Origin of the sequence: Methanofollis sp. UBA420 (assembly GCF_002498315.1) — an archaeon.
In the GTDB taxonomy this organism is placed as follows: domain Archaea; phylum Halobacteriota; class Methanomicrobia; order Methanomicrobiales; family Methanofollaceae; genus Methanofollis.
This window is the reverse complement of record NZ_DAGX01000006.1, coordinates 62,434-77,556: the sequence shown is the minus strand read 5'-3', so window position 1 is coordinate 77,556 and position 15,123 is coordinate 62,434. Positions and strand designations below refer to the sequence as shown.

Sequence of the window (15,123 nt, the reverse complement as noted above, 5' to 3'; positions counted from 1 at the left end):
CCGACCACCGATCCGACCACCGGCCCGACGACCGATCCGACCACCGACCCGACCACCGACCCGACCACCGATCCGACGACCAGATCCATACTCCTGTGTCTCTGGGTGGAGGATGCAACCCGGTTCCATGAGGACGGTGACCCCCTCCATAAAACGGTCGGGAGCCAGTTCTCCCCCCCCTGCAGCTTCGACAGCACGAAGACGGTGAAGTACCGGGCGGTCGTCCTCGGCATCCCGGACGCCGGTGCGGTCTCTGCCCGCGTGGTGATGCCTGACGGGTCGCCGGCCCATGAGGCGGCGCTTTCGCCCCTCGACAATGGCAGGGAGGCATTCTTGAATGCGGAAGCAGCAGGCCTTGTCAGGTATGCTCCCGGGTGGAAACCGTCCCTCGTCCGTGCGGCGCTCAAGACCGGGGCCGCTTCGGTGCGGGGCGGGGAAGCCGACCTTGCATACTGGCAGATGCCGGGCGATTATCGGGTGGAGGTCTCTGGAGGCACTGCGACACCGGTGTCGGGCATTTATACCTACCTGCCGGTCGCCTGCTGCGAGTTTGACTTTTCTGCGGTACCCTATGGGGGTGCCCGCCTCAAAACCAGCGCCCGGATCGTGGGAGACACCGACTTCGGGACCGCGGACCTGCCCACGGTGCGAAATATCGGGAATGTGCCCTGTACGATTCTTGTGGAGCAGGACGACATGGGACTGGGACAGCGCGCCGACGGCACATGGAATGTCATATACGGTGCTGCGCTCGGTGACGGCGGCGAGGTCAGTTATGGCCCCTCCAGCCAGACCGCCCTCCCGGGCGCCCTCCCGGTACGGGCCGCCCGGTCGATATCCTTCTCCCTTCAGGTTCTTGCAGGTTCAGGGGGGTATTCGGGGCATATGACCCTCTCCTGCATCCCTGCCTCCTGAGCCCCGGCGTCCTGGATGAAGACAAAAAAAGCAGACTTTTAGCTCATTAAATGACCCTTTCCGGGTTCTGTAGCGGTGTAGTAGAAAAAAGGCAGGGGTCTATTGCTCTTTCATGATATATTCGGCGAGTTTCAACTGTTTCAGGATTTCCAGGGCCTCTATTCTCTCGGTCTTGCCGAGGCGCCGGATCGCATCGCGGACTTCCTGGTCGGATACGGTGAGCAGTCTGGAGACATCGCCGGTGTCCGGTTTCCCCTGCAGGATTTCGTGCAGCCACTCTGCTGCTCCAACCTCTGCTGTCATGCTCGATCTATTATCCCGATACTTGATTTATAAATATTTGCTTTTTCTCTCGTATGTCCTTTCCTCTCTCCCGTATTTCTCCGGGGCTCGAATGTCATTGTCCCGTTCTTCGAGGAGTAGCATGATAACCTCCATCGACTGATGGCCGCTCTGGCGGCGGTGAAAGCGCGGTGCACGGAGAGCGAGTCCGCCCTGATCACGTACAGCCATGTGTCCCCCTGGGCGATCGACGATCCATATGCTCGTATATATAGGTGTCCGTCCCTTTCACTCGTAGCGAAGCGCTTCGATCGGGTCGAGGTGCGCCGCTTTCCAGGCAGGATAGACACCTGCGAGGAGACTTGTCCCAATCCCGAAGCCGATGCCGAGGAGGATCGCCCTCACCCCCTCGGCGTCGAGTGCGGTGGGTGCGGTACCATATCCGGCAAAGACCGTCTCCGCCACCGAGGCGGTGATCGCATACCCTGCGACGACCGAGAGCGCACCGCCGATAAGGCTCCCGGCAACGCCGAGGATGATCGCCTCGTACAGGAACATCAGGAGTATCTCGCGGCGTAGCGCCCCGATGCTTCGCATCACCCCGATCTCCTGCGTCCTCTGGGTCACCGAGATGATCATCACGTTCAGGATCGAGACGCTGGAGACGAGGAGGGCGACGCCCCCGATCCCGAGGAGAAAGATCGAGATGGCGTCGTAGGTCTGGTAATACAGTTCCAGGATATCCCGGGAGTCCTGGACGTCCACCACCTCTTTGCGCCTGTTCATCTGGTCCTTCACCGCGGCCTTGACCACCGGGATCTCCCCGAGGTCGGCGACCTTGATCACCACCCTGTCGTAGTCCTCCTCGCCGCGGAGGTCGGTGTACCAGTCGTGGGTGACGATGACGGCATAGTCAGGGTTGATGTCGATCGCAAGCCCGCGCTCCTCCAGGACACCGGCAACCCTGACGTCCTCGCCGGCGAACGAGATCCTGCTCCCTGCCCTGATGTCGAGTTCGTCGGCAAGGCGCGCCCCGACGAGCACCCCTCTTCCCGATCCCGGCGGGAACGCCCCATCCGCGACCCGGAGGAGGAGAGGCATGTCGTCGGCATGGAGGACGATCGCCGGGACAAAGCCCCCCTCCCTCCCTTTTTTGAGCACCTCCGCGGTCTGGATGAGGGGGATGGACGGGTTCGCCCCGGCGGCGCGTGCGATCCTGTCGGCGTCCCTTTCGGTGATCCCGGTGGCAAGGGCCGACCTGGGGTCGAAGGGGTCGCCGCTTGCTGCCGCAAGGTGGGGGGTGACGACGACGGTGTCCGAAACATCGGCGACCAGACCGGAGAAGAGGACGATCAGGTTGTTGCCCAGGATTCCGAGGGATGCGATGGCAAGGACGCCGATGATGATCCCGAGGGCCGCAAGCCCTGACCGCACCCAGTGCCTTCTCAGGTTCCGCACCGCAAAGACAAGAAAGATCCGCTGCGCCGTCCGCATCCATTTCACCCCCGTATGGCCTCGATCGGTTTCATCCTCGACGCCTGCCAGGCCGGGTAGAGGCCGGAGGCCATGCTCGTCACCGTCCCGAAGACCATGGCAAAGAGGATGTAGGCGATCGAGAGCGGGTCAAAGACCGTCGCCCCTTCGGCGAAGGTGGTGCCGGCGGTGAGCACCTGGACAGCGGCGATGCTGATGAAATACCCCCCGACAAAACTGAAGGCCCCGCCGATGAGGCTCCCGGCGATGCCGAGGATGAGGGCCTCGTACAGGAACATCAGGAGTATCTCGCGGCGTAGCGCCCCGATACTCCGCATCACCCCGATCTCCCGTCTCCGTTCTGTGACCGAGATGATCATGACGTTCAGGATCGAGACCGCCGCGATGACCAGGGAGACCGCCCCGATCGCAAGGAGGAACCGCGTCATTGCGGCATAGATCTCGTTCATCTGCCGCAGGGCCTCCCGCGAGTCGGTGATGTCGACGACGTCGTCGCGTCTGTTGAGGAGACTGTCCACATCCTCCTTGACGCCGTCGATCTCCGCAGGGTCGGCGACCCGGATCACCACATAGTCGTAGCCCTCCCTGTCGGGGAAGAAGGAGCGGAACCTCTCCTCCACGATGACGACCGCATAGTCGGGGTTGATGTCGAAGGCAAATCCCCTTTCGGCGATGATGCCGGAGACGATCGTCTGCTCGTCGCCGAGGCGGATCCTGCTCCCGGCCCGCAGGTCGTACTCCCTGGCCAGGTAGGTGCCGACAAGGGCGCTCCTCGACCCGGTGCGCAGGTGGTTCCCGTCTTCGAGGTCGAGGAGATAGGGGATGTCGTCGGTCGCAAGCCCGATGACCTGCGCGTACCCCCCCTCGCTCCCGACCGTGATCTCCCCGGCCCCCTGGAGGACGGGGATCACCCGGTTCCCCCCTGCCGCTCTCTCGATGCGCTCGACGTCGGCGTCGGGGATGGTGGCCGCGACGACAGTCCTTGGGTCGCCGACGAACCCGGCGCCGCCGAGGGCGGTGTGCGGGGTGATGATGATCGTGTCCCCGACATCGGCGATGAGAGCGGCGGCAAGGAGGTTGATGGAGTTCCCCATGACGCCGAGGGACGCGATCGCAAAGACGCCGATGACGATCCCGAGGGTGGCGAGGAAGGACCGCGCCTTGTGGCGCCGCAGGTTCCGCACCGCGAAAGTAAGGAAGATCATACGATTTTGCCGTCGACGATGGTGATCCGCCGCCTTGCGTACGCGGCGACGTTCTGGTCGTGGGTAACCATGATGATCGTCCTGCCCCGTCGATTCATATCAGCCAGGATCTCCATGATCCCTGTCCCGGTCTTCGTGTCCAGGTTGCCTGTCGGTTCGTCGGCAAGGAGGATCTCGGGGTCGTTGATGAGGGCCCGGGCGATCGCCACCCTCTGCTGCTGCCCGCCCGAGAGTTCTGCGGGCGTGTGGGAGAAGAGTTCCTCTTCGAGGCCGACGGCGGCGAGGACTTCCAGGCAGCGTTCGATGCATCCCCCTTTCTGTTCCTTCAGGATGTGGGGGAACTCCACGTTCTCGATGACATTCAGGAGGGGGATGAGGTTGAACTGCTGGAAGATGAAGCCGATATGGTCGCGGCGGAGACGGGTGAGGTCGTCGTCGGAGAGCGTGCCGATGTCTTTTCCTTTGATGGAGAGCGTCCCTGACGACGGGGTGTCCAGGCAGCCCATGAGGTTCAGGAGGGTGGACTTCCCCGACCCCGAGGGACCCATGATCGCCAGGAACTCGCCGGGCATCACGTCGAGGGAGACATGGTCGAGGGCGACGACGTCGCCTGCCGGCAGGGGGTAGACCTTGGTCACGTCCGTGAATCTGATGATAGGTTCTTCTTCATTCATGCCGCAACGCCTCGATCGGGTTGACATGGGAGGCCTTCCACGCGGGGTAGAGGCCGGAGAGGATACTCGTGCCGATGCCGAAGGCCATCCCGTACAGGACGTAGACAAGGCTTGAAGGGACAAAGAGGTACGAGGTGTCCTGGAGCATGACGCTGACCGCGAGGTAGCCGCCGACAAAACTCATGAGGCCTCCGATGGCGCTCCCGGTCAGGCCGAGGATGAGGGACTCGTACAGGAACATCAGGAGGACCTCCTTCTGCAGGGCGCCGATGGACCTGATCACCCCGATCTCCTTTGTCCTTTCCGTCACCGACATCATCATCACATTGAAGATGGAGACCCCGGCGACGACGAGGGAGATGCCGCCGATGGCCGTGGTAAACGTCGAGATGCTGTTGAAGGTCTCGATGAGGGTCTCCAGGATCGCCTTCGTGTCGAGGACGTTCACCACCTGCTCTCTCCTGTTGAGCTGGTCCTCGATGGCGGCCTTGACCGCGTCGATCTCGTTGAGGTCGCGCACCTTGACGATCACCTGGTCCCATTCGTCCACGTCGTAGAAGTCCTGGTAGAAGGTGTCTGAGACGACGAGGGCGTAGTCTGGATTGATGTCGAAACCGACGCCCCGCTCCCTGATGATCCCGGATGTCCTGAGCTTTTCTTCCTCGTCGCCGACCCTGACCCGGCTTCCGACCCTGAGGTCGTACTCTTCGGCGAGTTTCGCGCCGGCCATCGCCGTTGTCGGACCCCGCAGGTAGACACCGTCTTCGAGGTCGAGGAGTTCAGGTACGTCCTCCTGGCGCATCCCGTAGATGGATGCGGCCCCGACCTCGCCGCCAATGACAACCCGGTCCCCGCCTACATAGAGGGGGACCACGACATTCGACCCGACAGCGCGCCGGATCTCAGTCACCTGCCTGTCCGAGATCCCCTTCGAGGAGGCGCCGGGCGGCCCGTTCCCGCCGCCGGTATGGGGCGTGATAACGATGGTGTCGCCGACGTCGGTGAGGGTCTCGGAGATGGAGAGCACCAGGCTGTTGCCGAGGATTCCCATCGATGCGATGGCGGCGACCCCGATGACGATCCCGATCACCGCAAGGAGGGACCGGAGCCAGTGGAGGCGCACGTTTCGCCTGGCGAACTCAAAAAAGATCATACCGACACTTGCATCCCTGAGCGGCGCGGCAATAAACGTGCCGGTCCGGAGCCTCTCCGGATCGTCACCCTCATCTTCCCTGATGCCACACGCATCTCCATGCTACGCGTCGGTTGCCATGTCTCCATCGCCGGGTCCCTTGCCGATGCCGTCGGGCGGGCCGGGGAGCGGGGGTGCACCACCTTCCAGATCTTCTCCCGGAACCCGCGGGGGTGGATGTTCAGGCCCCTCACCGATGGCGATGCCGCCGCTTTCCGCTCCCGCCTCGAAGCCGCAGGGATCGGCCCGGCCGTCGTCCACATGCCGTACCTGCCGAACCTCGCCTCCCCGAAGGAGGAGGTGTACCAGAAGTCCGTCCTGACCCTCGCCGCCGAACTCAGGCGCTGCGACCACCTCGGCGTCCCCTTCCTTGTGATGCACCTGGGCAGCCACCTGGGTACCGGGATCGAGGGCGGGCGTCGGCGGCTCATCGACGGCGTCCTGCACGCCTTCGACGAGGCTGAGGGTGATGCCGTCCTCCTCCTCGAAAACACGGCGGGGACGAAGAACAGTCTTGGCGGTAATTTTGAGGAGATCAGGTTGATCCTGGAGGCCCTCCCTGAAGAGAGGGCCGCCGTCTGCTTCGACACCTGCCATGCCTTTGCCGCGGGCTATGACCTGCGGGAGGAGACTTTCGTCGGGGAGACCCTCGACGCCTTCGACGACGCGATCGGGCTCGACCGCCTGCGTGTCGTCCACTGCAACGACTGCAAGGGCGGTCTCGGCTCGCACCTCGACCGCCATGAGCATATCGGCCTGGGGGCGATCGGGGAGGAAGGCTTCCGCGCCTTCTTCGCGGTCCCGGCGGTCCGCCGCCTTCCCCTGATCTGCGAGACCCCGGTGGACGATCGGCGAGACGATGTTGGGAACATCGCGATGGTGAGAGAACTCGCTGGCGCATAGGAGCGGGGTCTCCGGCCTCCTGTTTTTCTGACCCGACCGTGTAAATGCTGAAAAAGGGGGCTCTGTAGAAATCTTCATTCTCAGATCGATCTCGCCTCAGAATGATCGGCCCTTTGCCTTCCAGACCCTATCTTCATCCCGGAACCCCCCACAGACAGAGGATAGGTGGGGGCGGCGATTGAGCGAGGTCTCTACCTGTTCTTCTATCGTGAAAAGAGGGATCAAGAAACCTTCCACGCCCCGGAGATCTCTTCGAAACTATTTTCATCCGGTATGCTTGAGGCGTGCGTTTCATGAGCGATTCTGCAAAGCCGAAAAATCGGGTGGAAGGCGGATATTTATGATCCGCGGGCGTACAGTGATCTTCTGATATCATGATGGACAGATCCACCTTCCACCCATTTTTGATCCTGCTCGCCCTCCTTGCCGGAGCGCTTGCCCTCGTCGTTGGTCTCTCCGGCGACCCGCAGGGCGACATCGGCCTCTTCTTCTCGACAGGGGCCGAGGCGGCACCGATCTTTCTGATCGCCCTCCTTGCTTTCCTCTCTCTCGACCGTCCGCGCCTGCGCCCTGTCGTTGCGGCCCTTGCCGTCATCTTCGTCCTGGCGCTTGCGCTTGTCTCCTGGTTCTTCTGTCTGGCGCCCTGGATGTCCCTGCTTGAGGTCGAAGAACCGCCTTTCGAGATGGTCCTCGCCCTCTTCGAGGGCCTGCTCCTCTCCCTGCTTGCGGCCGGGGTCAGCCTGCTCGGCTTTTCGCGACAGGTCCGCCTCTATCTTGCGCGGTACATCCCGATCGACCCTGACAACTTTGTCCACACCGTGGCCCTTGTGATGATCACCGCCCTCATGATCATCCCGCCCATCCCCCTCCTGGTCATCGGCCACCCGCCCCTCGTCGACCTGATGGCAAACGCGGAGTTCGCCATCGCGCCGATCTCCCCGGCAGACGCGGCGAAATCCGATGCATACGGTCTTTTCTGGACCATCTTCGGCTCCTTCATCGCTGTCGGCCTCTTCGTGAAGAGGTCTCTTCCCGAGGCCCTGGAGCGCCTCGGCGTCGTGATGCCGACTCTCCGCTCTGTCGCCTTCGCCCTCGGCGTCGGTGTGGCCCTCGTCCTCGTCTTCTCGGTCGTGGACCACGCGATCACGGCGGTCTGGAATTATTTCGGCTGGTACGTCACCGACGCCGATTATACGGAGGCGCTCTTCGCCTCGTACCTGACACCCTGTGCCGCCCTGGTTGCGGCGGTCGTCGCGGGCGTGGGCGAAGAACTCGCGATCCGCGGCGTCCTCCAGCCGCGCTTTGGCATCGCGTTCTCGGTCCTCGTCTTCGCCGCCCTCCATGCCTACCAGTACGCGTGGGACGGCCTTCTCTCTGTCCTCCTTGCCGGCCTGGTCTTTGCGTACCTCAGGGTCAGGACGAACACGACCGTCTGCGCTATCACCCATGCCACCTATGACTTCATTCTTTTCTCCCTGATCATTCTCGGGATCGGCGGTGTGTGACCTCCCAATCGGGAGACCGATCCCTTTTTTGGATCTGAGAGTTCATGTACGTAAGATCGAATCCGGAATGGCAGACCAGAATATCCTGAAAATCTAGTTTTCCGTCCGAAACTGCTTTATTTTTTCCGTGGGCGTAGAGACATTTTGATGTTCTATGCTCCTCTGATGCCCTAATGCCGAAAAAAGTATGATGAGTTATTTTTTGGGCCCGGCTTCCCTGATCACGAACCGGCAGTAAGAATCGCCCGCGGCATAACAGTGCGTCTCGGTGACCTCCATCTCCCTCCTGAACTGTGCGGAGAAGACAGCAGTGAGGATGCCGGTGTCGAAGGAGCAGGCGGGTCGCCCGATCCGCGGGAGGTCGGCGCACTCGAAGCAGTCATAGACAAAGACCTCGAAGGGCGCTGCAGGGCCGGCCTCGACCCGTCCGAGGCGGTGCTCTTCCCAGAAACGGGCGACTTTGCCGAGAAAATCTCCTGCGTTCTGGTCGGTGAGGGCCGGCGCCACCGCCTCGCCGACCTTTCTCCCTGCCTCGAAGAGGACAGGGTCGAGGTTGACGCCGGTCTGCATGAGCATCGTCCTGAGGGTCCGAAACATCAGGCGGTAGAAGGCGAAGGGGTCGCCATCCCCCTCATTGTACTCAACCGCATAACGTGCGATTTCCTCCGGTATCCGGTCCATGGCCGAGAGCGCACCGAGGTGGTCGGCGGCGATGAAGAAGATCTTCCGCCGTGCATCTGCAGGATCCGGTCGCTCCCCCAGGATCCCCTCCTCCACCATATCTCGCAGGTGGACAGAGACCGTTGACTTCGCCCTCCCGGTCCTCTCCACGATCGTGTCGAAGGGCATCTCCCCGTCCGCGAGCATCTCCAGGATCGCCACCCTGACCGGGCTTTTGACCGCATGAACTCCTCCCCTGCTTGCGAAGAGTTCGATCGATCCTCCTTTTCGCGCCGCACCCATCTCTCAGAGATGGTGCCGGAAGAATCATATAGTTTTGTTCGTATACTACAGAATGTTAGTAACAGTACGAACAAAAGGTGAAAAGAAATGAAAGCGACAGAACTTGCACAGGGCGTTTACTGGGTCGGCGCCATCGACTGGAACCTCCGCGACTACCACGGCTACACCCTGCCCGGGACGACCTACAATGCCTACCTCGTCGTCGGCGAGGAGAAGACCGCCCTCATCGACACCTGCTATCCTGGCTTCGAGGACCAGGTGCTCGGCCGGGTGGCCTCGGTCATCGACCCGAAAAAGATTGACGTGATCATTGCAAATCACATTGAGGTGGACCACTCGGGTGGCCTGCCGAAGATCGCAAAGATGCTCCCCGGCGTCCCGATCTACTGCACCGAGGTCGCGGTGAAGGGCTTTGCCCGCCACTACAACACGAAGGACTGGAACCTGAAGGTGGTGAAGACCGGCGAGACGCTCGACCTCGGCAAAAAGACCCTGGTCTTCCTGGAAGCGCCGATGCTCCACTGGCCAGACTCGATGTTCACCTACCTCGCCGAAGAGGAGATCCTCTTCCCGAATGACGCCTTCGGTCAGCATGTTGCGTCGTCCGAACGCTTTGACGATGAACTGGGGAAGGACGCCGCTCTCGGTCACGCGAAGAAGTTCTTTGCGAACCTGATCATCCCCCTCGCCCCGAAAGTGCTGAAAAAACTCGGCCAGGTCGGCGACCTCGGCATCGGGATCAGGATGATCGCCCCCTCCCATGGGATTATCTGGCGTTCCCATGCCGCCGATATCGTCACCTCCTATGTCGAGTGGTCGAAGGGTGTCTCTAAAGACAAGGTGACGATCGTCTATGACACGATGCACGGTTCGACCGACATGATGGCGAAGGCCCTTGCCGACGGCGCGATGGACGGCGGCCTCGAGGTGAAGGTCTGCCTCCTCAAGGATGGGAGGTATGAAGGGTGCCACCGCTCAGACATCGTCGCCGAGATGCTCGACTCGAAGGCTCTCCTTGTCGGGTCGCCGACCCTGGAGGACGAAGTCCTCCCGACGGTCGCCGGGTTCCTCTCGTACCTCCGCGGCCTCCGGCCCGGTCGGCTGGCGGAGAAGAAGGTCGGCTTTGCCTTCGGCTCGCACGGCGGCCACGGCGGTGCGGTGGAGCAGATCGCCGGCGACATGAAGAAGGCCGGGATCGAGGTGATCGACGGCGGCATGGAGGTCTATTTCAGGCCTGACGCCGACGAGCGCGAGGCGTGCTACCGGGCCGGCCTTGCCCTTGCCGAACGGGTAAAACGGGTGTAAATGCCGGGGAAAAACTGCACATGCCTAACTTCCGGGCGGGAAAACCTCGCCCCTCTTTTTCCGGGTAATCTTATATGGCCGGCATCCCATAGAGGCATCATTCCATGGGGCGCCGGCTGAATTTTTCCGGGATCCTCCTTGCCTACGCTGTACAGGGTCTCATCCTCCTCCAGGTCGGGTACAGTTTTGCCAGGGGGGATTATTTCCTAGGCCTCGTCGGTTCATTCGCCTTTTTTCTCACCACCGTCCCGTACCTCGTCAGGAGGAGGTTTGATATCTCGATGCCCTGGGAAGTGAACCTCCTCATCGCCCTTTCCCTTTTCCTCCATGTCGCCGGCCATGTCAGCGATTATTATATCCTCTTTTCCCCGTACTACGACAAGATCGCGCATTTCGTCTCCTCGATCACCATCTCGGTCCTGGGTTTCGTCCTCGTCCTCCTGGTCGACCGGTACTCGGGCCTGCAGCTCACCAGGCCGATGATCATCTTCTTCATCGTGATCTTCACGATGGCCCTCGGCGCCTTCTGGGAGATCTACGAGTATCTTTTCGACACTTTCCTCGGGACCGCCCTCCAGCACGGCCTCGACGACACGATGACCGACCTGATCTTCGACCTCTTCGGGGCGGTCATCATCGCCGCGGTCGGGAACTTCTACCTGCGGAGGCTGACGAAGGAGGAGATGGCGTTGTTGTTCATGAACCCTGCCCCGGAAAAAAAAGTCTAAGGATTTCTAGGCTTTGTAGATCCCCTCACCTTTTCTGGGTATGAGCATGATTCAACTACCTTCCTAAACCTTCGCGCCGGGGGCTCAGCCCCCGGACCCCCGGAATTGCGATTGGATCCGGAAGGCAAAATCAATGAACACGAAGGGGGATTTGCCGTCCCCGGTCCTATCCTGATGCGGTGACGACCGAAGGGAGCTTGAGAAAACCGTAGGTTTTCGAGGGATCGGGGGGCGGCCAGCCCCCCGCAGAGCTGCTATCCAGAGTATTTCTACAGGGCCGTTTTCTGGATCCTTCAGATCGTCCCGGCCGGGCCGATCACGACGATCTCGGGCGGGGCGTTGAAACGGAGGTCTGTCCTGAGGTTGGAGGTGCCGATGCCGCGGCTGATGTACACCGGTGCCCCGCCCTTCTGGATGAGACCGGAGAGTTCGATGACGCCCCGGTCGTTCAGGTCCTTGACGCCCGGGATCATGACCTGCCCGCCATGGGTGTGGCCGGCAAGGATGAGGTCGGCGTCCCAGTCGGCCCGGCACTCGGGTTCGTGGATCATGTAGATCGTGAAGGCATCGTCATCCTCCGGCACCGCGGGCGGGTCTGCCATGCCGGCCCAGCCGTCGTCCACGCCGACGATGCGGAGCCTGCTGCCATCGATGTCGAGGGTGACATATTCGTTTCTCAACACCGTGACGCCGTTCTTTTCAAGTTCTGCCTCGACCGAGTCGGCGAATGCGACGTCGGCCGTCCCGTCCCTGAGCGTGCTCATGTCGTAGCCTGCCGCCGTCCGGGTGGTTTCTTTGATGGCTGCGACCCTTTCCAGGCCGCTGAAAGCATCCGTGCCCGATCTGTAATCGTGGTTGCCGAGGACGGCGTACACCGGTGCGTCGATCTCCTGCCAGACCTGCTGGAGGGAGAGGTCTGCCTCCTCGTCATAGACAAAGTCCCCGCCAATGAGCACGACCGAGGGATGGAGGGCGTTGATCTCCTGGATCATCCGTCTGGTATGGTCGATGGTCTCCGCCCTGAGATGGGGATCCGCGATGAACACGACCCCCTCGGGGGCGTCGTCGAAGGAGAGGGTGGTGACGGAGGAACTCTGCCCTTCGAGGGCCATGTACCCCAGGGTCGCAGGTGTGCAGACGAGGAGAGCGATGGCGATGAAGGCATATCCGGGGTTTTTCAGGTGAGGTAGTCCGATCCCCATGGTACTCGCGATTTTTGATCTGGTGGATATATAGGGGGTGGGGTGGTGGCATGCCGGAGGGATCTGGACGGAAATGTTTGGGTGCATTGATTGCCGATACTTCTATTTTAAAACCATTTTTCTGCAAAAAAACTGTTATTATCTATTTTTTCCTCGTCGGAGGCTATCTATATCGGTACCTCTCCCTGATGATCCGCACCGCTCTCCCCGGGCGCGGGGGAGGACCGGTTCGCGGTGGGAATTGATGAAAACATCATCGCCATAGGGCCGCGTATCTCACGTATTCGCAGGGATTAACGGGTTGTGGCTACGAGGATGGGGCCTGGGGGAAGACCGGGGCCTCGATCCTGATCACTTCGCTGGAGAAGGTGAGCAGGTGGTCGAGGAGGATAGGGCTGAGGCTGTTCTCGGCGGCGAGGAAGACGAGGGGTGTGTCCATGATGCCAAGCTTTGCCGATGCGAAGTGGATGAACTTCGATACGTCCTCTGAGGAGAGGTGGATGAGCATCGTGGTGACCGAGTCGATAAGATAGCATGTCCGCTCTTCCGGGTACATCCTGAGCATCTCGGTGATCGCGATGCTGAGGCTGGTCAGGTCCCGCGGGTTGCTGACAAAGGCCGTGTTTTCCCGGGGTGGTGGTGTTGTCCCGAGTGCGTACTTCGTGATTGCATCGATAAAGGAGACCCGCGAAGTATCGATGCCGCGGCGTGCATAGACCTGCATGAGTATCTGGGAAGGCTGGCTGACGGTGATGACGACCGCCCTGAACCCCTGTCTCACGATTTCTTCGACAAGGGCGACATTTGCGTCCCTGAGCGTCTTCGGACTGGATAGGGCGAGGTAGACCGCAGCGTCTTCAAGACCGGGCAGCGAGATGCTCATGATTCGTATCCCTTTTCCAGCAGGAATTTTCTGAAAATTTCCGGGATATCCCGGCGTCCCCCGGTGGCTGCCTTGATAAGTTCTGCCAGATTCTCTTCGATCGCCCTGATTGTGCCGATCTCCACCTGGAGTTGCATCCTGATCTCCTCCGGACGCCAGTCCCCTGTATCCAGATCGCCGATGATCCCCTCCAGATCTGCCCTGACAGTCTCTGCCGGGTGCATGACCCGCGACGCGCTCTCGATGAGATACGCGAGGAGTGCCTCCTGGGCGGCCTTCAGTTCTTTTTCTGCTTTTATCCGCTCCTCAAGTTCGTGTGTAAGATTGTTTTTCGTCGCCCTGTACGCCACCACCTCGCGGGTCAGGGTGCTCACGTCCTCGCAGACGATCATGACATTTGATCTCCCTTCTTCTTCGCTGGCGACCGGGATCAGGGTGGTGCGCTGGATCCGCATTTTTCCGTCAGGAAGGCATGAGGGGATGAGATAGTGGTGGATCTGGGAGGAGAAGACGATCGGTGCGCCCCCTTGCATGACCTGATTGATCCGTTCAGTGATAACCGGCCTTTTCAGGGACGGGAAGCGGAAGGTTATCTCCTCTCCCCGTATCTCGTCTGTGGGGATCCCGGTCCACTCCTCCAGGCAGGCGTTCCAGTAACAGACCCTGAACTCCGGATCGATGATGCATATGCCGACCGGCAGGAAGTCCATCCCCTGCCATGCGCCAGCAGACCCACGCGTCTCCATCCGATCAATCTCCCCTGACAGAGGCGATCCTGCCGAGGAGGACGTCCAGAGATCCGATCTCCAGGATCATTGCGATGACGCCTTCGACATTGATCTCTTCGACGAAGAACCTGGTGTTGGCGAGAAGAACCCTCTCGTCCGGGTCGAAGCGTGTTGCCCGGGCAATATTTGCGATCGTGTCCTCGACATATGTCGGGGGCGTGTAGGTGATCTGCTGACCAAGGACATTCCCGATCGATCCCATGACCCCGTTGATGAAGATGTTCCCGACCTCCATCAGCGTCTCCGTCCTGAGTGCATCAAGTTCAGGCTGGTCCTCCTCCTCGCCGGTGATCGCCGTCACCAGGGCCGCGGCACTTTCGGGAGGAAAGATCAGGGCGGTCGTGCCGGTGAAAAAACCCCTGAAATCTATCTTTACCGTTGCGGCACTTTGCGGGCCGGAAAGCCCGTCAACCCGGTCGAGTTCATCGAGGCCGATCACCTGGAGCGTCGGCACCTGCAGGGTGATATGGGAGCAAGTGATCTCGTTGAGCATCGCCGCCGCTCTGCCGACGCCGATGTTCACGAGTTCCTTTATGGCGTCGATATCTTCGGGGTCGACGTCCATCAGATCCCGCCCTGATCGAGTATATCTCTGATAGTCGCCAGAAAATCGTCTTTTTTCAGCGGTTTGTTGAGGCATGCCCTCGCGCCCATCTTACGGCATGTGTCCAGGGTCGACTCCTGGATGTCCGCGGTCAGGATGATGACCGGGGCCGTCAGCCCGCGTTCACGGAGCTGCTTCATCATTTCGAAACCGTCCATCTCAGGCATCAGGAGGTCAAGGACGATCAGATCGGGTGGATTTTCGGCTGCAAGGTCCAGCCCTTCAGTCCGTTCCTGGCGCAGACCGTCTCAAAACCCTCTTTGTCGAGGATGGACGAGATGATCTTTCTCTGAAAGGATGAGTCATCGGTGATTAAAATGCGTGGCATCGTCTTCAGCTCTCTGCCCCGAATAATTTGGTATCAGGTGGTAATAGTCGTTCTGGTGAAGGAAATATTCTTCTGTCGTGGCTGTTTATTGGGCCGGATCGCTATTCTGAAGATCTATTCCATGATTATCATATTTATCTCTCATAATCTTG

At 60.8% G+C, this 15,123-nt stretch carries 17 protein-coding genes; 5 read left to right on the top strand and 12 right to left on the bottom strand.

Annotation, left to right across the window (positions count from 1 at the left end; translation table 11 throughout):
• A partial coding sequence (locus tag BP869_RS10040; RefSeq protein ID WP_342679299.1) for a hypothetical protein occupies positions 1-915 on the top strand: 915 nt, incomplete at its 5' end.
• A gap of 99 nt (positions 916-1,014) precedes the next feature.
• Here the strand turns inward: BP869_RS10040 and BP869_RS10035 are convergent.
• The 5 genes from BP869_RS10035 to BP869_RS10015 form a co-directional block, all read right to left on the bottom strand.
• The gene (locus BP869_RS10035) at positions 1,015-1,218 is read right to left on the bottom strand and encodes a hypothetical protein (RefSeq protein ID WP_342679297.1); all 204 of its coding nucleotides are present in this window, start codon (positions 1,216-1,218) and stop codon (positions 1,015-1,017) included.
• A 267-nt stretch (positions 1,219-1,485) separates the two neighbouring features.
• A complete protein-coding gene (locus BP869_RS10030; protein WP_342679295.1) occupies positions 1,486-2,691 on the bottom strand; it encodes an ABC transporter permease in 1,206 nt (401 codons plus the stop codon).
• A 5-nt stretch (positions 2,692-2,696) separates the two neighbouring features.
• Positions 2,697-3,896: an ABC transporter permease gene (locus BP869_RS10025; RefSeq protein ID WP_342679294.1), complete on the bottom strand. Its 1,200-nt coding sequence runs from the start codon at positions 3,894-3,896 to the stop codon at positions 2,697-2,699.
• The gene (locus BP869_RS10020; protein WP_342679292.1) at positions 3,893-4,570 is read right to left on the bottom strand and encodes an ABC transporter ATP-binding protein; all 678 of its coding nucleotides are present in this window, start codon (positions 4,568-4,570) and stop codon (positions 3,893-3,895) included. Before BP869_RS10020 ends, BP869_RS10025 begins: the two co-directional genes overlap by 4 nt.
• Positions 4,563-5,723 carry an ABC transporter permease gene (locus tag BP869_RS10015; RefSeq protein ID WP_342679290.1) on the bottom strand — a complete coding sequence of 387 codons (1,161 nt, stop codon included), beginning with the start codon at positions 5,721-5,723 and terminating at the stop codon, positions 4,563-4,565. Before BP869_RS10015 ends, BP869_RS10020 begins: the two co-directional genes overlap by 8 nt.
• Before the next feature lie 99 nt (positions 5,724-5,822).
• Between BP869_RS10015 and BP869_RS10010 the strand changes: the two genes are divergently transcribed.
• Positions 5,823-6,665 (top strand): deoxyribonuclease IV, encoded by an 843-nt coding sequence (locus BP869_RS10010; protein ID WP_342679304.1) that lies wholly within the window; start codon positions 5,823-5,825, stop codon positions 6,663-6,665.
• Positions 6,666-7,039: 374 nt separating this feature from the next.
• A complete protein-coding gene (locus BP869_RS10005; RefSeq protein WP_342679288.1) occupies positions 7,040-8,170 on the top strand; it encodes a CPBP family intramembrane glutamic endopeptidase in 1,131 nt (376 codons plus the stop codon).
• Positions 8,171-8,365: 195 nt separating this feature from the next.
• Here BP869_RS10005 and BP869_RS10000 read toward each other — a convergent pair whose 3' ends face one another.
• A complete protein-coding gene (locus BP869_RS10000) occupies positions 8,366-9,133 on the bottom strand; it encodes a V4R domain-containing protein (RefSeq protein ID WP_342679286.1) in 768 nt (255 codons plus the stop codon).
• Positions 9,134-9,220: 87 nt separating this feature from the next.
• On the opposite strand from BP869_RS10000, the gene BP869_RS09995 reads away from it, so the two are divergent.
• Complete coding sequence (locus BP869_RS09995) at positions 9,221-10,438, top strand: FprA family A-type flavoprotein (protein ID WP_342679284.1); 1,218 nt, start codon at positions 9,221-9,223, stop codon at positions 10,436-10,438.
• Positions 10,439-10,542: 104 nt separating this feature from the next.
• Entirely contained in the window at positions 10,543-11,166 is a 624-nt protein-coding gene (locus BP869_RS09990) for a hypothetical protein (RefSeq protein ID WP_342679282.1), read from the top strand.
• A gap of 293 nt (positions 11,167-11,459) precedes the next feature.
• Here BP869_RS09990 and BP869_RS09985 read toward each other — a convergent pair whose 3' ends face one another.
• From BP869_RS09985 to BP869_RS09960, 6 genes are all read right to left on the bottom strand, one after another.
• Entirely contained in the window at positions 11,460-12,368 is a 909-nt protein-coding gene (locus BP869_RS09985) for a metallophosphoesterase (RefSeq protein WP_342679280.1), read from the bottom strand.
• Between the two features lie 307 nt (positions 12,369-12,675).
• Positions 12,676-13,251, bottom strand: coding sequence for a DUF7504 family protein (locus tag BP869_RS09980; RefSeq protein ID WP_342679278.1), 576 nt, complete (start codon positions 13,249-13,251; stop codon positions 12,676-12,678).
• Positions 13,248-13,997, bottom strand: coding sequence for a PAS domain-containing protein (locus BP869_RS09975; protein ID WP_342679276.1), 750 nt, complete (start codon positions 13,995-13,997; stop codon positions 13,248-13,250). Before BP869_RS09975 ends, BP869_RS09980 begins: the two co-directional genes overlap by 4 nt.
• 4 nt (positions 13,998-14,001) lie before the next feature.
• A complete protein-coding gene (locus BP869_RS09970; protein ID WP_342679274.1) occupies positions 14,002-14,604 on the bottom strand; it encodes a chemotaxis protein CheX in 603 nt (200 codons plus the stop codon).
• Positions 14,604-14,813, bottom strand: a complete 210-nt coding sequence (locus tag BP869_RS09965) for a response regulator (protein ID WP_342679303.1) — start codon at positions 14,811-14,813, stop codon at positions 14,604-14,606. The genes BP869_RS09970 and BP869_RS09965 overlap by 1 nt, the downstream gene beginning before the upstream one ends.
• Positions 14,814-14,827: 14 nt before the next feature.
• A complete protein-coding gene (locus BP869_RS09960; RefSeq protein ID WP_342679272.1) occupies positions 14,828-14,971 on the bottom strand; it encodes a response regulator in 144 nt (47 codons plus the stop codon).
• Positions 14,972-15,123 lie beyond the last annotated feature (152 nt).

Excerpts from the sequence above, each read along its gene's own strand:
- BP869_RS10035 (WP_342679297.1), bottom strand. The coding sequence starts at position 1,218 with ATGACAGCAGAGGTTGGAGCAGCAGAGTGGCTGCACGAAATCCTGCAG.
- BP869_RS10030 (WP_342679295.1), bottom strand. The coding sequence starts at position 2,691 with ATGCGGACGGCGCAGCGGATCTTTCTTGTCTTTGCGGTGCGGAACCTG.
- BP869_RS10025 (WP_342679294.1), bottom strand. The coding sequence starts at position 3,896 with ATGATCTTCCTTACTTTCGCGGTGCGGAACCTGCGGCGCCACAAGGCG.
- BP869_RS10020 (WP_342679292.1), bottom strand. The coding sequence starts at position 4,570 with ATGAATGAAGAAGAACCTATCATCAGATTCACGGACGTGACCAAGGTC.
- BP869_RS10015 (WP_342679290.1), bottom strand. The coding sequence starts at position 5,723 with ATGATCTTTTTTGAGTTCGCCAGGCGAAACGTGCGCCTCCACTGGCTC.
- BP869_RS10010 (WP_342679304.1), top strand. The coding sequence starts at position 5,823 with ATGCTACGCGTCGGTTGCCATGTCTCCATCGCCGGGTCCCTTGCCGAT.
- BP869_RS10005 (WP_342679288.1), top strand. The coding sequence starts at position 7,040 with ATGATGGACAGATCCACCTTCCACCCATTTTTGATCCTGCTCGCCCTC.
- BP869_RS10000 (WP_342679286.1), bottom strand. The coding sequence starts at position 9,133 with ATGGGTGCGGCGCGAAAAGGAGGATCGATCGAACTCTTCGCAAGCAGG.
- BP869_RS09995 (WP_342679284.1), top strand. The coding sequence starts at position 9,221 with ATGAAAGCGACAGAACTTGCACAGGGCGTTTACTGGGTCGGCGCCATC.
- BP869_RS09990 (WP_342679282.1), top strand. The coding sequence starts at position 10,543 with ATGGGGCGCCGGCTGAATTTTTCCGGGATCCTCCTTGCCTACGCTGTA.
- BP869_RS09985 (WP_342679280.1), bottom strand. The coding sequence starts at position 12,368 with ATGGGGATCGGACTACCTCACCTGAAAAACCCCGGATATGCCTTCATC.
- BP869_RS09980 (WP_342679278.1), bottom strand. The coding sequence starts at position 13,251 with ATGAGCATCTCGCTGCCCGGTCTTGAAGACGCTGCGGTCTACCTCGCC.
- BP869_RS09975 (WP_342679276.1), bottom strand. The coding sequence starts at position 13,997 with ATGGAGACGCGTGGGTCTGCTGGCGCATGGCAGGGGATGGACTTCCTG.
- BP869_RS09970 (WP_342679274.1), bottom strand. The coding sequence starts at position 14,604 with ATGGACGTCGACCCCGAAGATATCGACGCCATAAAGGAACTCGTGAAC.
- BP869_RS09960 (WP_342679272.1), bottom strand. The coding sequence starts at position 14,971 with ATGCCACGCATTTTAATCACCGATGACTCATCCTTTCAGAGAAAGATC.